Source organism: Asanoa sp. NPDC049475 (genome assembly GCF_040676915.1).
In the GTDB taxonomy this organism is placed as follows: domain Bacteria; phylum Actinomycetota; class Actinomycetes; order Mycobacteriales; family Micromonosporaceae; genus Asanoa.
The window spans coordinates 302,590-316,295 of sequence record NZ_JBFAPY010000005.1 but is presented as its reverse complement, the minus strand read 5'-3'; the positions used below and the strand labels follow the sequence as shown (position 1 = coordinate 316,295).

At 69.1% G+C, this 13,706-nt stretch carries 14 protein-coding genes; 12 read left to right on the top strand and 2 right to left on the bottom strand.

All coding sequences use genetic code 11. From position 1 onward, the window contains the following. Positions 1 to 32 precede the first annotated feature (32 nt). Complete coding sequence (locus AB0J88_RS21485; RefSeq protein ID WP_364353845.1) at positions 33 to 737, bottom strand: GntR family transcriptional regulator; 705 nt, start codon at positions 735 to 737, stop codon at positions 33 to 35. 306 nt (positions 738 to 1,043) lie between these two features. Here AB0J88_RS21485 and AB0J88_RS21480 point away from each other — a divergent pair, with 306 nt between their 5' ends. The 11 genes from AB0J88_RS21480 (at position 1,044) to AB0J88_RS21430 (ending at position 11,448) form a co-directional block, all read left to right on the top strand. Continuing rightward, positions 1,044 to 2,462, top strand: a complete 1,419-nt coding sequence (locus AB0J88_RS21480) for an extracellular solute-binding protein (protein ID WP_364737957.1) — start codon at positions 1,044 to 1,046, stop codon at positions 2,460 to 2,462. After that, positions 2,459 to 3,403 carry a sugar ABC transporter permease gene (locus tag AB0J88_RS21475; protein ID WP_364353840.1) on the top strand — a complete coding sequence of 315 codons (945 nt, stop codon included), beginning with the start codon at positions 2,459 to 2,461 and terminating at the stop codon, positions 3,401 to 3,403. The genes AB0J88_RS21480 and AB0J88_RS21475 overlap by 4 nt, the downstream gene beginning before the upstream one ends. Continuing rightward, on the top strand, positions 3,403 to 4,311 hold the full coding sequence (locus AB0J88_RS21470; RefSeq protein ID WP_364353837.1) for a carbohydrate ABC transporter permease: 909 nt from the start codon (positions 3,403 to 3,405) through the stop codon (positions 4,309 to 4,311). Before AB0J88_RS21475 ends, AB0J88_RS21470 begins: the two co-directional genes overlap by 1 nt. Continuing rightward, entirely contained in the window at positions 4,311 to 5,378 is a 1,068-nt protein-coding gene (locus tag AB0J88_RS21465) for an ABC transporter ATP-binding protein (RefSeq protein ID WP_364353834.1), read from the top strand. The genes AB0J88_RS21470 and AB0J88_RS21465 overlap by 1 nt, the downstream gene beginning before the upstream one ends. Continuing rightward, positions 5,378 to 6,454 (top strand): ABC transporter ATP-binding protein, encoded by a 1,077-nt coding sequence (locus AB0J88_RS21460; RefSeq protein WP_364353831.1) that lies wholly within the window; start codon positions 5,378 to 5,380, stop codon positions 6,452 to 6,454. The genes AB0J88_RS21465 and AB0J88_RS21460 overlap by 1 nt, the downstream gene beginning before the upstream one ends. A 62-nt stretch (positions 6,455 to 6,516) precedes the next feature. Then, entirely contained in the window at positions 6,517 to 7,977 is a 1,461-nt protein-coding gene (locus AB0J88_RS21455; RefSeq protein ID WP_364353828.1) for an NAD-dependent succinate-semialdehyde dehydrogenase, read from the top strand. Between the two features lie 15 nt (positions 7,978 to 7,992). Beyond that, entirely contained in the window at positions 7,993 to 9,219 is a 1,227-nt protein-coding gene (locus tag AB0J88_RS21450; RefSeq protein ID WP_364353825.1) for an iron-containing alcohol dehydrogenase, read from the top strand. Between the two features lie 93 nt (positions 9,220 to 9,312). Further along, positions 9,313 to 9,459 (top strand): hypothetical protein, encoded by a 147-nt coding sequence (locus AB0J88_RS21445; RefSeq protein WP_364353822.1) that lies wholly within the window; start codon positions 9,313 to 9,315, stop codon positions 9,457 to 9,459. A 187-nt stretch (positions 9,460 to 9,646) separates the two neighbouring features. Continuing rightward, positions 9,647 to 10,015 (top strand): hypothetical protein, encoded by a 369-nt coding sequence (locus AB0J88_RS21440; protein WP_364353819.1) that lies wholly within the window; start codon positions 9,647 to 9,649, stop codon positions 10,013 to 10,015. Positions 10,016 to 10,148: 133 nt separating this feature from the next. Beyond that, positions 10,149 to 10,679: a sigma-70 family RNA polymerase sigma factor gene (locus AB0J88_RS21435; protein ID WP_364353816.1), complete on the top strand. Its 531-nt coding sequence runs from the start codon at positions 10,149 to 10,151 to the stop codon at positions 10,677 to 10,679. Beyond that, complete coding sequence (locus AB0J88_RS21430) at positions 10,672 to 11,448, top strand: hypothetical protein (RefSeq protein ID WP_364353813.1); 777 nt, start codon at positions 10,672 to 10,674, stop codon at positions 11,446 to 11,448. The genes AB0J88_RS21435 and AB0J88_RS21430 overlap by 8 nt, the downstream gene beginning before the upstream one ends. A gap of 152 nt (positions 11,449 to 11,600) precedes the next feature. On the opposite strand, the gene AB0J88_RS21425 is transcribed toward AB0J88_RS21430, so the two are convergent. Further along, positions 11,601 to 12,455 carry an AraC family transcriptional regulator gene (locus AB0J88_RS21425; RefSeq protein WP_364353929.1) on the bottom strand — a complete coding sequence of 285 codons (855 nt, stop codon included), beginning with the start codon at positions 12,453 to 12,455 and terminating at the stop codon, positions 11,601 to 11,603. 119 nt (positions 12,456 to 12,574) lie between these two features. On the opposite strand from AB0J88_RS21425, the gene AB0J88_RS21420 reads away from it, so the two are divergent. Beyond that, positions 12,575 to 13,654, top strand: a complete 1,080-nt coding sequence (locus AB0J88_RS21420) for an aldo/keto reductase (protein WP_364353810.1) — start codon at positions 12,575 to 12,577, stop codon at positions 13,652 to 13,654. Positions 13,655 to 13,706 lie beyond the last annotated feature (52 nt).

Below are 13,706 nucleotides of genomic sequence, written 5' to 3'. Positions count from 1 at the left end.
TTGAGTTAGCATTCCCCGGCCCCCCTCCCCCGTCAAGACTCAGCCGCCATTGCGTCCGCGGCCTTGCCCTGATCGAACAATCGTCGAAAACGGTCGCCGGACCGCAGGATGTGCCGACGCATCGCGTACGCGGCGGCGTCGGGGTCACGCGCGGCGATCGCGGCCACCACCGCCTCGTGCTCGGCCATGGCCAGGTGGGTGACCTGGGCGTCGCGGTGCAGCCGGAACAGGTGCACATGGCTGTGCAGGCGAGCGAGCGTCTCACGGATGACCTGGTTCTCCGCGCTCAGCGCGACGAGATCGTGGAAAGCGGCGTCGCGGAGCCCGAACGCGCCATAGGCCATGGGTCCGTTGCCACCCTCCAGCTCCGCCATCTCGTCCAGCATCCGGCGCAGCCCGGCCACCTGCTCCAAGGACGCGCGCTCGGCGGACCTGCGGGCCGCCGCCGGCTCGAGGAGCAGGCGGACCTCGAGCATGTCCTCGAACCGGTGTCGGGTGATCTGGGGTGGGATGCGGTATCCGGCGTTGGGCACACGCACGACCAGACCCTCGGCCTCCATGCGGTTCAGAGCGTCCCGGATCGGCGTCTGGGAGACCCCGAGCTCGCGCGCCAGGACGTCGATCGTGACGCGCGAGCCAGGCTCGATCCGCAGCGACATCAGCTGTCCGAGCAGCGTGTCGTACACCTCGTCGGCAAGCCGGCCGCCAGCTCTTCCCGGCGCCGTTCCACCCGTCACGGCCCTACGGCCCCGCCCGTTCGTCGCTTGGTCGTCCATCCTGACGTGCGGTCCTTTCCTGCGTCCTCGCGAACCCGTTGACATCAGTCACAACGCTGCGGCATTCTGACGCCCCCAGGCGATCGTATAGGAAACGAGGCGGGTGACCGCCATCCGGCACCCGCCATAAATCGCTCTTCTTCGATCCCCTCCGGTCCGCGGGTCGCCCTTGCGACGGCCCGGCGACACGCCTGAACAACCCAGCAACCGCACGGCGAAGCGCATAGCGAGGCCCTAGGAGTCCCTACCCCGAAAGCAGGCACGAACATGCGGTTTCCAAAGCGAAGAGGTCCCGATCGAAAGGTGCGGCTGGCGGCGGCCATGCTGCTGGTGGCCACGACCCTGGCCGCTTGCGGCGACGGCGGGGACGACGGCGGGAAGGCGGGCGCCCCCAAGGCGCCGGCGACCATCCCGGAGCTCACCAAGGACCCGCTGACCCTCAGTTTCATCTGGTTCGAATGGCCGCCCGCCCAGGCGCTGGAAGCTTTCGCGAACGCGGAGTACAAGAAGCTACGGCCGAACGTGACCGTCAAGGTCAACACCGTGCCGAACGCGAACTGGCACGACGCGATGTTCACCCAGTTCGCCGCGCGCAAGACCGACTTCGACATCGCGATCCTGGACTCGCAACACATCGGCGAGGCCGTGACCAACGGCAACATCCTCGACATCACCGACTTCGTGAAGAACAACATCGACGTCAACGCCTACAACCCCTACCTGCTGGCGGCGTACGGCCAGTTCCCGCAGGCGGAGACCGGTAAGCGGGACGAGAACGCCAGCCTGTACGGGCTGCCGCTGCTCGGCGACACCTGGACGATGATCTACCGCAAGGACCTGATCGGCGACAAGCCGCCGCAGACCTGGGACGAGATGATCTCCGCCGCCGACAAGTGTCAGAAGGACAACCCCGGCGTCAGCGGGCTGGCCTTCCACCAGGCCAACGGCTCCGACGCCGCGGCCGTCACCTACAACACGGTCAACGGCGTCTACGGCGGCAACCTCTGGGACGCCAAGACGCGCAAGATCGACGGCGTCCTCAACGACGCCGCGGGCCAGGAGGCGATGGACGTCCTGGTCAACAAGATGAAGCCGTTGACCGCCACGGGCTCCGGCAACTGGTTCATCGACGAGGTGAACGCGGCGGTCGCCCAGGGCAAGGCCTGCATCGCGTTCAACTGGATCGCCGCCAGCGGCGGCCTGCTCGACCCGAAGCAGTCGACACTCGGCACCACGCGGGAGCAGATCCTCGGCAAGCTGGGCTTCGCCACCCTGCCGAGCCAGAAGACGAACCTGGTGCCGCTCGGCGGCATGGGGATGCACGTGTCGGCGTACTCCGCCGAGGCGAACCAGGCCGAGGCCCTCAACTTCATGAAGTGGTTCGAGCAGCCTGACATCCAGAAGAAGTGGGCCGCGGCCGGTGGCGTGCCGTCGCGCACCGACGCCATCGAGTCGCCCGAGTTCCTCAATGCCGGGCCGTTCAACAAGGTGTACGCCGACTCGGTGTCGCGGATGCGGGACATGTGGAACGTGCCCGAGTACGCGCGCCTCGTCGACATCGAGAACACCAACGTGAACGCGGCTCTCAACGGCGCGAAGAGTCCGAAGGAAGCGCTCGACGACATCGCCAAGGAGCAGCAGGCCGTGCTCGACTCCAGCGACCGCAAGGGCGGCGACGGACTGTGAGTGACCCTGTCCCTCTGACGATCGCCCCGGAGCAGGCGGCCGCGAAGCCGCCCGCTCCGGGGCGGTCCCGGCAGTTGAGCGACCGTGGGCTCGCGGTGGCCTTCATCTCCCCCGCGCTGCTGCTGTTGCTCGCCATGTCGGTGTTCCCGTTGCTGTGGGCGTTGTACCTGTCGTTCACCGACTACTCGGCCACCCGCGGCGGGCCGGCCCGCTTCGTCGGGTTCGGGAACTACAGCGCCATCCTGACGTCGGCGCAGGTCCACCAGCGGGCCCTGACGACGTTGCTCTACGTGGTCGGCGCAGTCGGCCTGCAGACCGTGCTCGGTTTCGCCATCGCCTACCTGATCTCCCGGCGCACGCACGGGCGAGGGCTGCTGACCACGGTGTTCCTCGTGCCGATGATGCTGTCGCCGGTCGTGGTCGGGCTGTTCTGGCGGTTCATGCTCGACGCGCAGTTCGGCGTGGTCAACAGCATGCTCGGCTCGCTCGGCATCGGACCGGTGGAATGGCTCACCCGGCAGCGAACGGCGCTGGTCTCCCTGATCGTGGTCGACACCTGGCAGTGGACGCCGTTCATCATGCTCATCGCACTCGCCGGCCTCACCGCGGTGCCCAAATACCTCTACGAGGCCGCGTCGATCGACCGGGCGTCCGAGTGGTTCCGGTTCCGCACGATCACGCTGCCGCTGGTGTGGCCGCTACTGCTCATCGCCGTGCTGTTCCGGGCCATCGAGGCCTTCCGGCTCTTCGACCTGGTCTACATCCTCACCAACGGCGGTCCGGGGGTCTCCACCGAGACGTTGTCCTTCCACGTCTACAAGGTCGCGTTCCTGGGCTTCAACACCGGAACCGCCTCGGCGTACGGGATCCTCATGGTCCTGGTCGTCATCGTCCTCACGCAGCTCTACCTGCGGTACTTGAACAAGCTCAAGGAGGACTGATGGCCGTCTCCGTCAACGAGGCCATGTCCACGGACCCGGTCAGGGGCAATGCGCCCCCCACGCGCCGCCTCGCCGGCCGGGGCCGCTCCGTGCTGGAAATCGCGCTGCTGGCCGTGCTGGCCGTCGTGATGCTCTTCCCGGTGCTGTGGATGATCGAGACGTCCATCAAGGAGAACCGGGACGTGTACGCGATCCCGGCCAAGTTCTTCGATTTCCAGTTCACGATGGACCACTTCAAGGACGTGTTCGTCGCCTCCGGCGGTCGCACGCCCTTGTCCGTCTCGTTCCTCAACTCCATCGTGGTCGCCGGCGTGTCCACGGTGCTGGCCACCGTGCTGGGGGTTCCGGCGGCCTGGGCGTACTCGCGCTTCGCCGTGAAGGCCAAGAAGGACCAGCTGTTCTTCATCCTGTCGACGCGCTTCATGCCGCCCGTCGTCGTCGTGATCCCGATCTTCCTCATGTACCGGCAGGTCGGCCTCATCGACACCGAGCTCGGCCTGATCCTCATCTACGCGGCGTTCAACCTGCCGTTCACGATCTGGATGATGAAGGGGTTCGTCGACGAGGTGCCCGCGGAGTACGAGGACGCCGCCATGCTCGACGGCTACACCCGATTGCAGGCGTTCCGGAAGTTCACCCTCCCCCTGCTCGTGCCCGGCATCGCCGCGACGGCGGTGTTCGCCCTCATCTTCTCGTGGAACGAGTTCGTGTTCGCCATCTTCCTCACCTCCAGCGACGAGGTGCGCACGGCCCCACCGGCCATCGCCGGCCTCATCGGTGGCACCACTGTGGACTGGGGCCTGGTGGCCGCCTCCTCCGTGGTCTTCGCCCTGCCGGTGCTCGTCTTCGCCTGGCTGGTGCGCAAGCACCTCGTCGCCGGCGTGACACTAGGGGCGGTGCGACGCTGATGGCGGGCATCGAGGTGACCGCGCTGCACAAGCGCTACCCGGACGGCACGGTGGCGGTCGACCACGTGGACCTGTCCATTGACGACGGTGAGCTGTTCGTGATGCTCGGTCCGTCGGGTTGCGGCAAGACGACCACGCTGCGCGCCATCGCCGGCCTGGAGAGGCAGACGACCGGCGACATCCGCATCGGGGACACGCTGGTCAACGACCTGCCGCCGGCCGAGCGCGACATCGCCATGGTGTTCCAGTTCTACGCCCTCTACCCGCACCTGAAGACCCGTGACAACCTGGCGTTTCCGTTGCGGGCCGAGGGACTGCCCAAGGCGGAGGTGCGCGCGCGGGTCGACGAGGCCGCCCGGCTGATGCGGCTCGGTCCGCTGCTGGACCGGCGACCGCGCCGGCTCTCCGGTGGGGAGCAGCAGCGCGTCGCGCTCGCCCGCGCCCTCGTGCGCCGGCCGCGCGCGTTCCTCATGGACGAGCCGCTCACCAACCTGGACGCGGAGCTGCGGGCGGACATGCGCACCGAGATCAAGCACCTCCAGGGCGAGCTGGGGACGACGATGGTCTACGTCACCCACGACCAGGTCGAGGCGATGTCACTCGGTCACCGGATCGCCATCCTCAACAAGGGCCGCGTCGAGCAGATCGGCACACCGCTGGAGGTCTACGACCGGCCGGCGAGCTTGTTCTGCGCCGCGTTCATCGGCTCCCCGCCGATGAACCTGATCGACGTGGAGGTGGCCGACGGGATGCTCCGCGGCAAGGGCGGACTGGCCCTCACGCCACCGCCGGGTCTACCGCGTGACGGTCGCCTGGTCGCCGGAGTCCGGCCGGAGGCACTGGAAGTGACAGCACCCGGTACGGACGGTTCGGTGCCGGCCCGCGTGGTCTCGACGGAGTGGCTGGGCGACGAAATCATCTACGTGGTCGACCACGGCGGCGAGCGCGACGTGCGGGTTCGGATGGCACCGACGGGCCGCTTCGCCACTGACGCACCGGTCGGGCTGCGGCACACCGGCGGGACCCCCGCGGTCTACGACCTGAGCACGGAAGAGCTGGTGGCCTGATGGGAACCGTGGCAGTGCAGGGGCTGCGCAAGTCCTACGGCAAGGTCCAGGCCCTGGACGGGGTGACGTTGGACGTGCCGGACGGTGCGTTCTTCGTCGTGCTCGGTCCTTCCGGGGCGGGCAAGACGACGACCCTGCGAGCGATCGCCGGCCTCGAGAAGCTCGACGCCGGGTCGGTGCATATCGACGGCAGGGACGCGACCGGTGACTCCCCGGCCGCACGCGACCTGGCCATGGTCTTCCAGAGCTACGCCCTCTACCCGCGACACACGGTGTACGAGAACATCGCCTCGCCTCTGCGGGCCCGCCGCCGCTCGTCGAGCGAGATCGCCGCTGCCGTCGAGCGGATGTCGAGCCTGCTGCACATCGAACGCCTGCTGCAGCGTCGTCCCGCGCAGTTGTCGGGCGGTGAGATGCAGCGCGTCGCCCTGGCCCGGGCGCTGGTCCGCAGCCCGCGCGCGTTCCTCATGGACGAGCCGCTGACGAACCTCGACCTCAAGCTCCGCGTCGAGATGCGCACCGAGCTCACCCGCATCCACCGCAGCCTCGGAGCGACCTTCGTCTACGTCACCAACGACCAGGTCGAGGCCCTCTCCATGGCCGACCAGGTCGCGGTGCTCAAGGAGGGGCAGGTGCAACAGGTCGGAACCCCCACCGAGGTGTACGAGCGTCCGGCCAACCAGTGGGTCGCGGGATTCGTCGGAAGCCCCCGGATCAGCCTGCTCGCCTGCCGCGCCGAAGGGGACCGTCTGGTCGGTGCGGAAGGTTGGACGCTGCCGCGACCCCGCTGGAGCACGGCGCAGGACGGTCGTCCGCTGCTGCTGGGCCTGCGCGCGGAGGACCTGTCCGTCGAGCAGCGTGGGGACGCGTCGCTGTCGGGTGAGCTGTACGGGCTCGAGCCCCTCGGTGACCGCACAGTGGTCGACGTCCGGGTGGGTACGGAGATGGTCAAGGTCAAAGCACGACCCACCATCGCCGGCACGCCCGGCGAGCCACTGACCGTCTCGGTCGACCTGGACCGTGCGCACCTGTTCGACGCGGACACCGGGGTGTCGCTGTCGGAGGCCGGGCGGTAGACCGCCCCGGGCGCCACCCTCGCACGCCGGACATCACCGAGAAGATCACAGGAGCCGACGCAATGAGTGACCCGATGACCGTCCTGGCCCCCGAGCACCGACGGCTCCGGATCGGCGACGCCTGGCGCGACGCCGCGACCGGAGCCACCTTCCCCGTCGAGGACCCGGCCACCGGCAAGACCATCGCCGAGGTGGCGGACGCCGACGTCGGCGACGCGCTCGCCGCTCTGGACGCGGCGAGCACGGCGATGGCGGGGTGGGCGGCGACCCCGCCGCGGACACGGTCAGAGTTGTTGACGGCGACGTATCAGGCACTGACCGAGCGGTCCGAGGAACTCGCCCGGTTGATCACGCTCGAGATGGGCAAACCGCTGGCCGAAGCTCGGGCCGAGGTGGCATACGGTGCCGAGTTCTTCCGTTGGTTCGCCGAGGAGGCGGTGCGCGTCGAGGGGCGTTACAGCACCGCTCCCCGAGGGGGATATCGCATCCTCACCGTACCGAAGCCGGTCGGACCGTGCGTCCTCGTGACGCCGTGGAACTTCCCGTTGGCCATGGGCGCCCGCAAGATCGCTCCAGCGCTGGCGGCGGGCTGCACGACGATCACCAAGCCCGCAGGCCAGACGCCGCTCACCATGCTCTACCTGGCCCGCGTCATGGAGGAGGTCGGCGTACCCCCGGGTGTCGTCAACGTGATCACCACCAAGCGTTCCGGCCCGGTGGTCTCCGCCCTGCTGGCCGACCCTCGGACCCGCAAGCTCTCGTTCACCGGGTCGACCGAGGTCGGGCGCGTGCTGCTGCGCCAAGCCGCGGACAACGTGCTGCGCACCTCCATGGAACTGGGCGGCAACGCGGCCCTGATCGTGTGTGCCGACGCCGACCTGGACGTCGCGCTAGACGGGGCCATGGTGGCCAAGATGCGCAACATCGGCGAGTCCTGCATCGCGGCCAACCGCATCTACGTCGAGGAGCCGGTGCGCGAGGAGTTCACGGCGCGTTTCGCCGAGCGGATGGCCGCGCTGTCCGTCGGCCATGGTCTCGACGACGGTGTGGACGTCGGTGCGTTGATCGACGAGGCGTCGGTCGCCAAGATCGGCGAGCTCGTCGCCGACGCGGTCGACCGCGGCGCCAGGGTCGTGGTCGGCGGCGCGCGTCCGGGCGGGCCGGGCCACTTCTACCCGCCGACGGTCCTGGTCGACGTGCCCGACGACGCGCGGATGCTCCAGGAGGAGATCTTCGGGCCGGTGGCGCCGATCATCTCGTTCACATCCGACGACGAGGTGCTGGCGAAGGCCAACGAGACCGAGCACGGCCTGGTCGGGTACGTCTTCACCCGTGACCTCCAGCGGGCGCTGCGGTTCGCCGAAGGTCTGGAAACGGGGATGGTCGGCATCAACCGCGGCCTGATCTCGGACCCGTCAGCTCCGTTCGGCGGCGTGAAGCAGTCCGGGATCGGCAAGGAGGGCTCCCACGAGGGCATCCTCGAGTACCTCGACGTCACGTACGCGGCGATCGACCTTCCGTGACCGAAAGGCACTCACATGCTTGAGACCGTCCGTGGACCACGCCAACTGATCGTGGGCGAAGGGGTCGCGCAGAACATCCCACGCGTGGTGGCGGAGTGTGGTTCGCGCGTCCTCGTCGTGACCGACCGGGTGCTGCTGGGGCAGCCGGGGGTGGCCGAGATCGTGGCCGCGGTGCGTCGCAAGGTCGCGGTCCTCGGGGTCTTCTCCGACGCGACCGCGGACGTACCACTGTCTGATGTGGATCTGGCTGTCTCGGCCGCCGCTGCGGTGGACGCCGACGTGATCCTCGCCATCGGTGGTGGCACGGTGATCGACCTCGCCAAGATCGTCGGCGTCATCCGGCGCCACGGCGGGACACCGCGCGACTTCTACGGCGAGTCGAAGGTGCCGGGGCCGACGTTTCCGCTCGTCGCGGTCCCGACGACCTCAGGCACGGGCTCCGAGCTCACCCCCGTCTCGGTGCTGACCGACCCGGACCGCGAGCTGAAGGTGGGGGTCTCCAGCGTCCACATCGTGCCGGACTTCGCCATCGTCGACCCCGAGCTCACGTACACCTGCCCTGCGACCGTCACCGCCCACTCGGGCATCGACGCGTTCTGTCACGCGGTGGAGAGCTACACCGCGCGACCCCGTCCGCACGGACCGCGCGACCCGGTGGAGCAGGTCTTCCTTGGCCGCAACCCGATCACCGACCATTACGCGCTCCTGGCCGCCTCGCGGATCGCCCGTAGCCTGCGCCGTGCCGTCACGGACGGAGGCGACACGTCCGCGCGCGCTGACATGTCCTACGGGTCCATGCTCGCGGGGCTGGCCTTCTCCCACGCGGGCTGCGCGGCCCCGCACGCACTCCAGTACCCCATCGGCGCGGCCACGCACACGCCACACGGCCTGGGCGTCGGGCTGCTGCTGCCCTACGCGCTCGACGCGGCCAGGGACGCCATCGCGGACCGGTTGGCGGTCCTCGCCAGGGTGTGCGGGCTGGACGTGACCGACGCCTCGGACGCCGAGGCCGCATCTGCTTTCCTCAGCTGGCTGGACCGGCTCCTCGCCGACATCGGCATCCCGCCCACCCTGGCGGACATCGGCGTGGCACGGGCCGACCTCCCACGCTTCGCGGAGATGGCCGGCGGCGTCACCCGCCTGATCCAGAACCATCCAGGCCCGACCGACACCGCCAGCCTGACCGCGATCCTCGAAGCGGCCTGGACCGGGGACCGGACCCGACAGGTCCTGCGACAGTGACCGCCGTGATGCTTCCACGGGCCTTCCACACGTCGCTGGCACGGTGGCGGTCACCGGGTCAGCGGGGGCTGGCCCTTGTCGCGAGGAGATGTCATGGGACGGTTCCGCACGCAACTGGCCCGCCGCCTGGCGATCGTGATCCTCGGCGGCGCGGCCGCGGTGGCGCTGTTCGCCGCACCTGCCGCCGCGGCGAACATGCCGTGGGGCGCCTCGGTCAGGCACGGGCTGGAGTGCTGCTAGTCGGTCCTCGTCCCGGGCGATCTGTGGGCTCGCCCGGGACATCTCCCCGCCGTCCGACCAGGCCGTTTCCCGGCTGCCGCGCCGAACGTTGTGGCCCGTTTCTCCGGGTGGTCAGACACCGGCAGGGGCACAGACGGACGTGAGCGCGACCGCGCGAGGTCGGTGTCCTCCGTGGCAGGATGCACGCGTGGACGTTCGGCGGCTCGCCGCGATCGACATGTACGGATCGGTCGGGGCCAGGTGGCGGCGGTGGGTGATCCTGGGTGAGTTCCTGCTCGGGGTGATCGGCGGGCTGGCGCTGGGGATTTACCTGATCCTGCTCGGCGGCACCGGCCAGCTGGTCTTCGGCCTGTGGGTGCTGGGCGTCGCGCTCAACTACGCGCCTCTATCGGTGTACGCACTGATGCTGATCGCGCCCGGTGCCCTCGAGCGGGAACTGGCCGGCGTGGACGTGCTGGCGCAGCTTCGCCACTACACGACGCGCCAGTTCGCCGTGCTCGTGCCCCTGCTGCTCGTGGCCTTCGACCTCCGGCGACGGAGGAACGCGGGCACCTGACCATTATGGAGCGTCAGGGCTCATCCTCGCTGGCGCCGACGTTGGTGCTGTCGCGGCGCGATATTTCGTCGGCTGGCGGCGCAACCCGCGACCGGGGTCAAGGGTGTCCTCTCCGGAGACGAGGAGGCAGCCTATGGAGACGGTTGCGCGGGTGGCCAAGCCCGGCATAGACGCGGCGGCCGGCACGTCGTTCGACGAGTTCTACAGTGCGAACTTCCACCGGTTGATGCTCCAGATGTACGCGTACACCGCCGATGTCGGCGCGGCCCAGGACGCGGTCCAGGAGGCCTTCAGCCGAGCCTGGGCGCGCTGGGACCGGCTGGCCACCTACGACGAGCCGGCGGCCTGGATCCGGCGGGTCGCGATGAACGTGGCCAACAATCGCTGGCGCCGCGCCCGCGCGGCCCGGGCCCACGCCCGGTACCACCGCGAAGAGGTGGTGGCCGAGCCGAGCCCTGACCGGGTCGCGCTGGCCCGCGCACTGCGCTCACTGCCGGAGAGGCATCGCCGCGCCATCGTGCTGTACCACATCGCCGACCTGGCCATCGCCGAGATCGCCGCGCAAGAAGGCGTCACCGAGAGCGCGGTCAAGTCCTGGCTGCACCGCGGCCGGGCCGCGCTCGCCACGCTGCTGACCGAGGACGAGGAGGACCACCATGCCTGACGACGTCGACGAGCTGTTCGCGCGGTTTCGCGCCGGTCCCCCGCTGGCCGTTCCGGCCGGGGCCGACGCTGCCCGGCGGGCGTCCCGGCGCCGCCGGCGGTCGCAGACGGCAGCAGCCGGTGTGCTGACCGCCGTCGCGGTCGGCCTGCCGTCCGTGGGTTTCGCGGCCGGCGCGTTCGACCATCCGCCGGCGGTGAGCGGCCCGCCGACCTCGCCCAGCCCCAGCACCAGCACCGCTCCACCGGACCAGGTCACCGGACCGGGTGTCGACCTGCGCGACGTGATGCTGCGGGAGAGCGATCTGCCAGCGGGCTACCACCGCGTGGAGCTGTACAAGATCAGCAAGCCCCGGACGCTGGACAAGAACGCGGGTGCCTGCGCCTTCCCACGGAGCGCGGGTGTCAACCCCCTCGGGAGATGGCACTGGGACGAGAGCTACGAGCGCGGCGACGACGAGGACTTCTACCAGATCACCGACAAGATGGACTCGTCGGCGGCGGCCGAGGCGTGGCTCGACAACCTGCCGGAACAGCTGCGCAGCCACTGCCCTCGGGTTCGCTTCACCGTGGTCGAGACCGGCTTTGCCGGCGCCGACTCGACGCTGATCCGGGTCAATGCGAACAAGGGCGAGCCCAACTCCTACGTCTTCGTCCGGCAGGGCGATTTGATCACCCAGATCTGGCTGCGGAACCAGAACGACGCAGCAGCGCTGCGCGACCTCGGCCGGGTCGCCGCCGGCCGCCTCTGCGAGGGCACCGCGACCTGTTAGAAATAGGCGCCGTTTCAACCGCATGACGTCGCCGGGTGCAGTCACCTGCGTTCCGGCGCAGGTGACTGCCTCAACGCCTTGGTCAACGCCGACTCGACGAACCAGGGGCAGGGTCAGGGCCACGCTCGCTACGCTTACGAAGATCGTCGGGCTCACACTTCGGCGTGCTGACCTGAGCTCAACTGGGACAGTCGAGCAGCGTCCTTTCCCGGTGGGACGCCGAACAATCGTCGGTATTCCCGGCTGAACTGCGAAGCGCTTTCGTAGCCGACGGCGAATCCGACGGCCGCCACGTTGCCGGACGAGGAGATCAGACGGGCCCTTGCCTCCTGCAGGCGGATGACCTTCTGGAACTGGATCGGCGTCATCATCGTGACCGCCCGGAAGTGCCGGTGGAACGACGTCGGGCTCATTCCGGCGACGCGCGCCGCGTCCTCGACCCGGAACAGGTCCGCGTGGTGCTCGCGGATCCATCGGATGGCCCGTTCGATCTGCACGGTGTTCGGGTCGCCGTGCCCCACTTGGCGGACGGTGCTGCCCTGTTCCCCCGTCAGCAACCGCCAGATCACCTCACGTTCTGTCGCTGCCCAGAACACCCGCTGGTCGTGTGGGCGATCGAGCAGCCGCATCAGGCGCAGCACCGCGTCGAGCAGGTCGTCGTCGGCCGTGCTGACCGTGACGCCAGGCGCCGGCCCGCCACGAGCTGGCGGCGGCGCGTCGAGCAGCAACCCGGCGATCAGTTGCGGTCTGAGGGTGAGGCCGAGGACCAGGTAGGGGGCGTTGGGCGAGGCCTCGCTGACGTGAGCGATCACCGGCAGTTCCATTGACGCCACGATGAACTGGCCCGCGCCGTAGGCGAACAGTTTCGTCCCTAACGTCGCGCGCTTCGCGCCCTGCGCCACCAGGGCGAACACCGGCGCCGACTGGGACGGCATCGGCTCGGTGGGTGTGTCGCAGCGGTGGAGGACCAGGCCGGCCGGGGTCGGGCGGCCGGCGTGGCGGAGCACCAGGTCGCGGATCTCCGGCAGCGCGCTCACACAGGCAATAGTGCCACTTTGGCAGGATCAGGCAACGCGCTGGCGGGATCGATCTACTCGGTCTCGGGCGCGCGGTGTGAACTTGCGCCATGCCACTCGACCATTTTGTTTCTCTCGGCCGTTCCGGCCTGCGTGTCAGTCCGTACACCCTCGGTGCGATGACCTTTGGCAACGACCACGGCTGGGGCGCCTCGGTTGCCGAGTCGGAGGCCATGATCAGCGAGTATCTGGAGCGCGGTGGTAACTCCATCGACACGGCCAACATCTACACCAACGGTCACTCCGAGAAGATCATTGGCGACTACCTGGCCGCTCGACCGGGACTACGAGACAGGATCGTGCTCGGCTCGAAGTTCTTCGGCAACCTTTTCCCCGGTGACCCGAACGGCGGCGGCGCGGGACGCAAGGCGGTCATCGCCTCGGCCGACGAGTCCCTGCGCCGCCTGCGAACCGACTACCTGGATCTCTACTGGTTGCACAACTGGGACCGTGGCGTCCCCGTCGAGGAGACCCTCCGCGCACTCGACGACCTCGTCACCGCGGGCAAGGTCCGTTACGTGGGGCTGTCGGATCTGCCCGCATGGAAGGCGGCCGAGGCGCAGCTTGTCGCGAACTTCCGTGGTTGGACGCCGGCGATCGGCCTACAGATCGAGTACTCCCTTCTGGAGCGGACGGGCGAAGGCGAGCTCATCCCGATGGCAGCCGAGCACGGTCTCGGTGTGCTGCCGTGGAGCCCGTTGAAAAGCGGTTGGCTCTCAGGGAAGTTCGCCCGCGGCAACGCCAGCGTCGATACCCTCCGCGGCGAACTGGTCGGCGCACCCGCCGAGCGTGACTGGCAGGTGATCGACGTGCTGCACGACGTCGCGACCGAGGCTGCGACGACACCGGCAGCGGCGGCACTCGCCTGGGTAGGTTCCCGCCCGGGAGTATCGTCTGTCCTTATCGGAGCGCGACGCCTCGACCAGTTGAAGGCGAATCTGGACGCGGTCGATGTGCGGCTGTCGCACGAGCAGACAACCCGTCTCGACGAAGTGTCGACGCCTTCGCTCAACTTCCCCGCTGACAACAACCGGATTCTCGCTCCCTCGTTGGCGTTCGCGGGTGCGACGGTCGACGGCCGGACAACGGTCGTGTCGCCCCGGCTCGGCTCCAGCACCGTCAGGTACTGAGCGGTTCCGCAGTGCCATCGCCGCTCACGGGCCCTCTCGACGGGAGCACACG

Bases quoted from the DNA above. Each gene is read 5' to 3' on its own strand.
- AB0J88_RS21420 (WP_364353810.1), top strand. From the start codon at position 12,575: ATGCCACTCGACCATTTTGTTTCTCTCGGCCGTTCCGGCCTGCGTGTC.
- AB0J88_RS21435 (WP_364353816.1), top strand. From the start codon at position 10,149: ATGGAGACGGTTGCGCGGGTGGCCAAGCCCGGCATAGACGCGGCGGCC.
- AB0J88_RS21450 (WP_364353825.1), top strand. From the start codon at position 7,993: ATGCTTGAGACCGTCCGTGGACCACGCCAACTGATCGTGGGCGAAGGG.
- AB0J88_RS21460 (WP_364353831.1), top strand. From the start codon at position 5,378: ATGGGAACCGTGGCAGTGCAGGGGCTGCGCAAGTCCTACGGCAAGGTC.
- AB0J88_RS21470 (WP_364353837.1), top strand. From the start codon at position 3,403: ATGGCCGTCTCCGTCAACGAGGCCATGTCCACGGACCCGGTCAGGGGC.
- AB0J88_RS21430 (WP_364353813.1), top strand. From the start codon at position 10,672: ATGCCTGACGACGTCGACGAGCTGTTCGCGCGGTTTCGCGCCGGTCCC.
- AB0J88_RS21480 (WP_364737957.1), top strand. From the start codon at position 1,044: ATGCGGTTTCCAAAGCGAAGAGGTCCCGATCGAAAGGTGCGGCTGGCG.
- AB0J88_RS21455 (WP_364353828.1), top strand. From the start codon at position 6,517: ATGAGTGACCCGATGACCGTCCTGGCCCCCGAGCACCGACGGCTCCGG.
- AB0J88_RS21445 (WP_364353822.1), top strand. From the start codon at position 9,313: ATGGGACGGTTCCGCACGCAACTGGCCCGCCGCCTGGCGATCGTGATC.
- AB0J88_RS21465 (WP_364353834.1), top strand. From the start codon at position 4,311: ATGGCGGGCATCGAGGTGACCGCGCTGCACAAGCGCTACCCGGACGGC.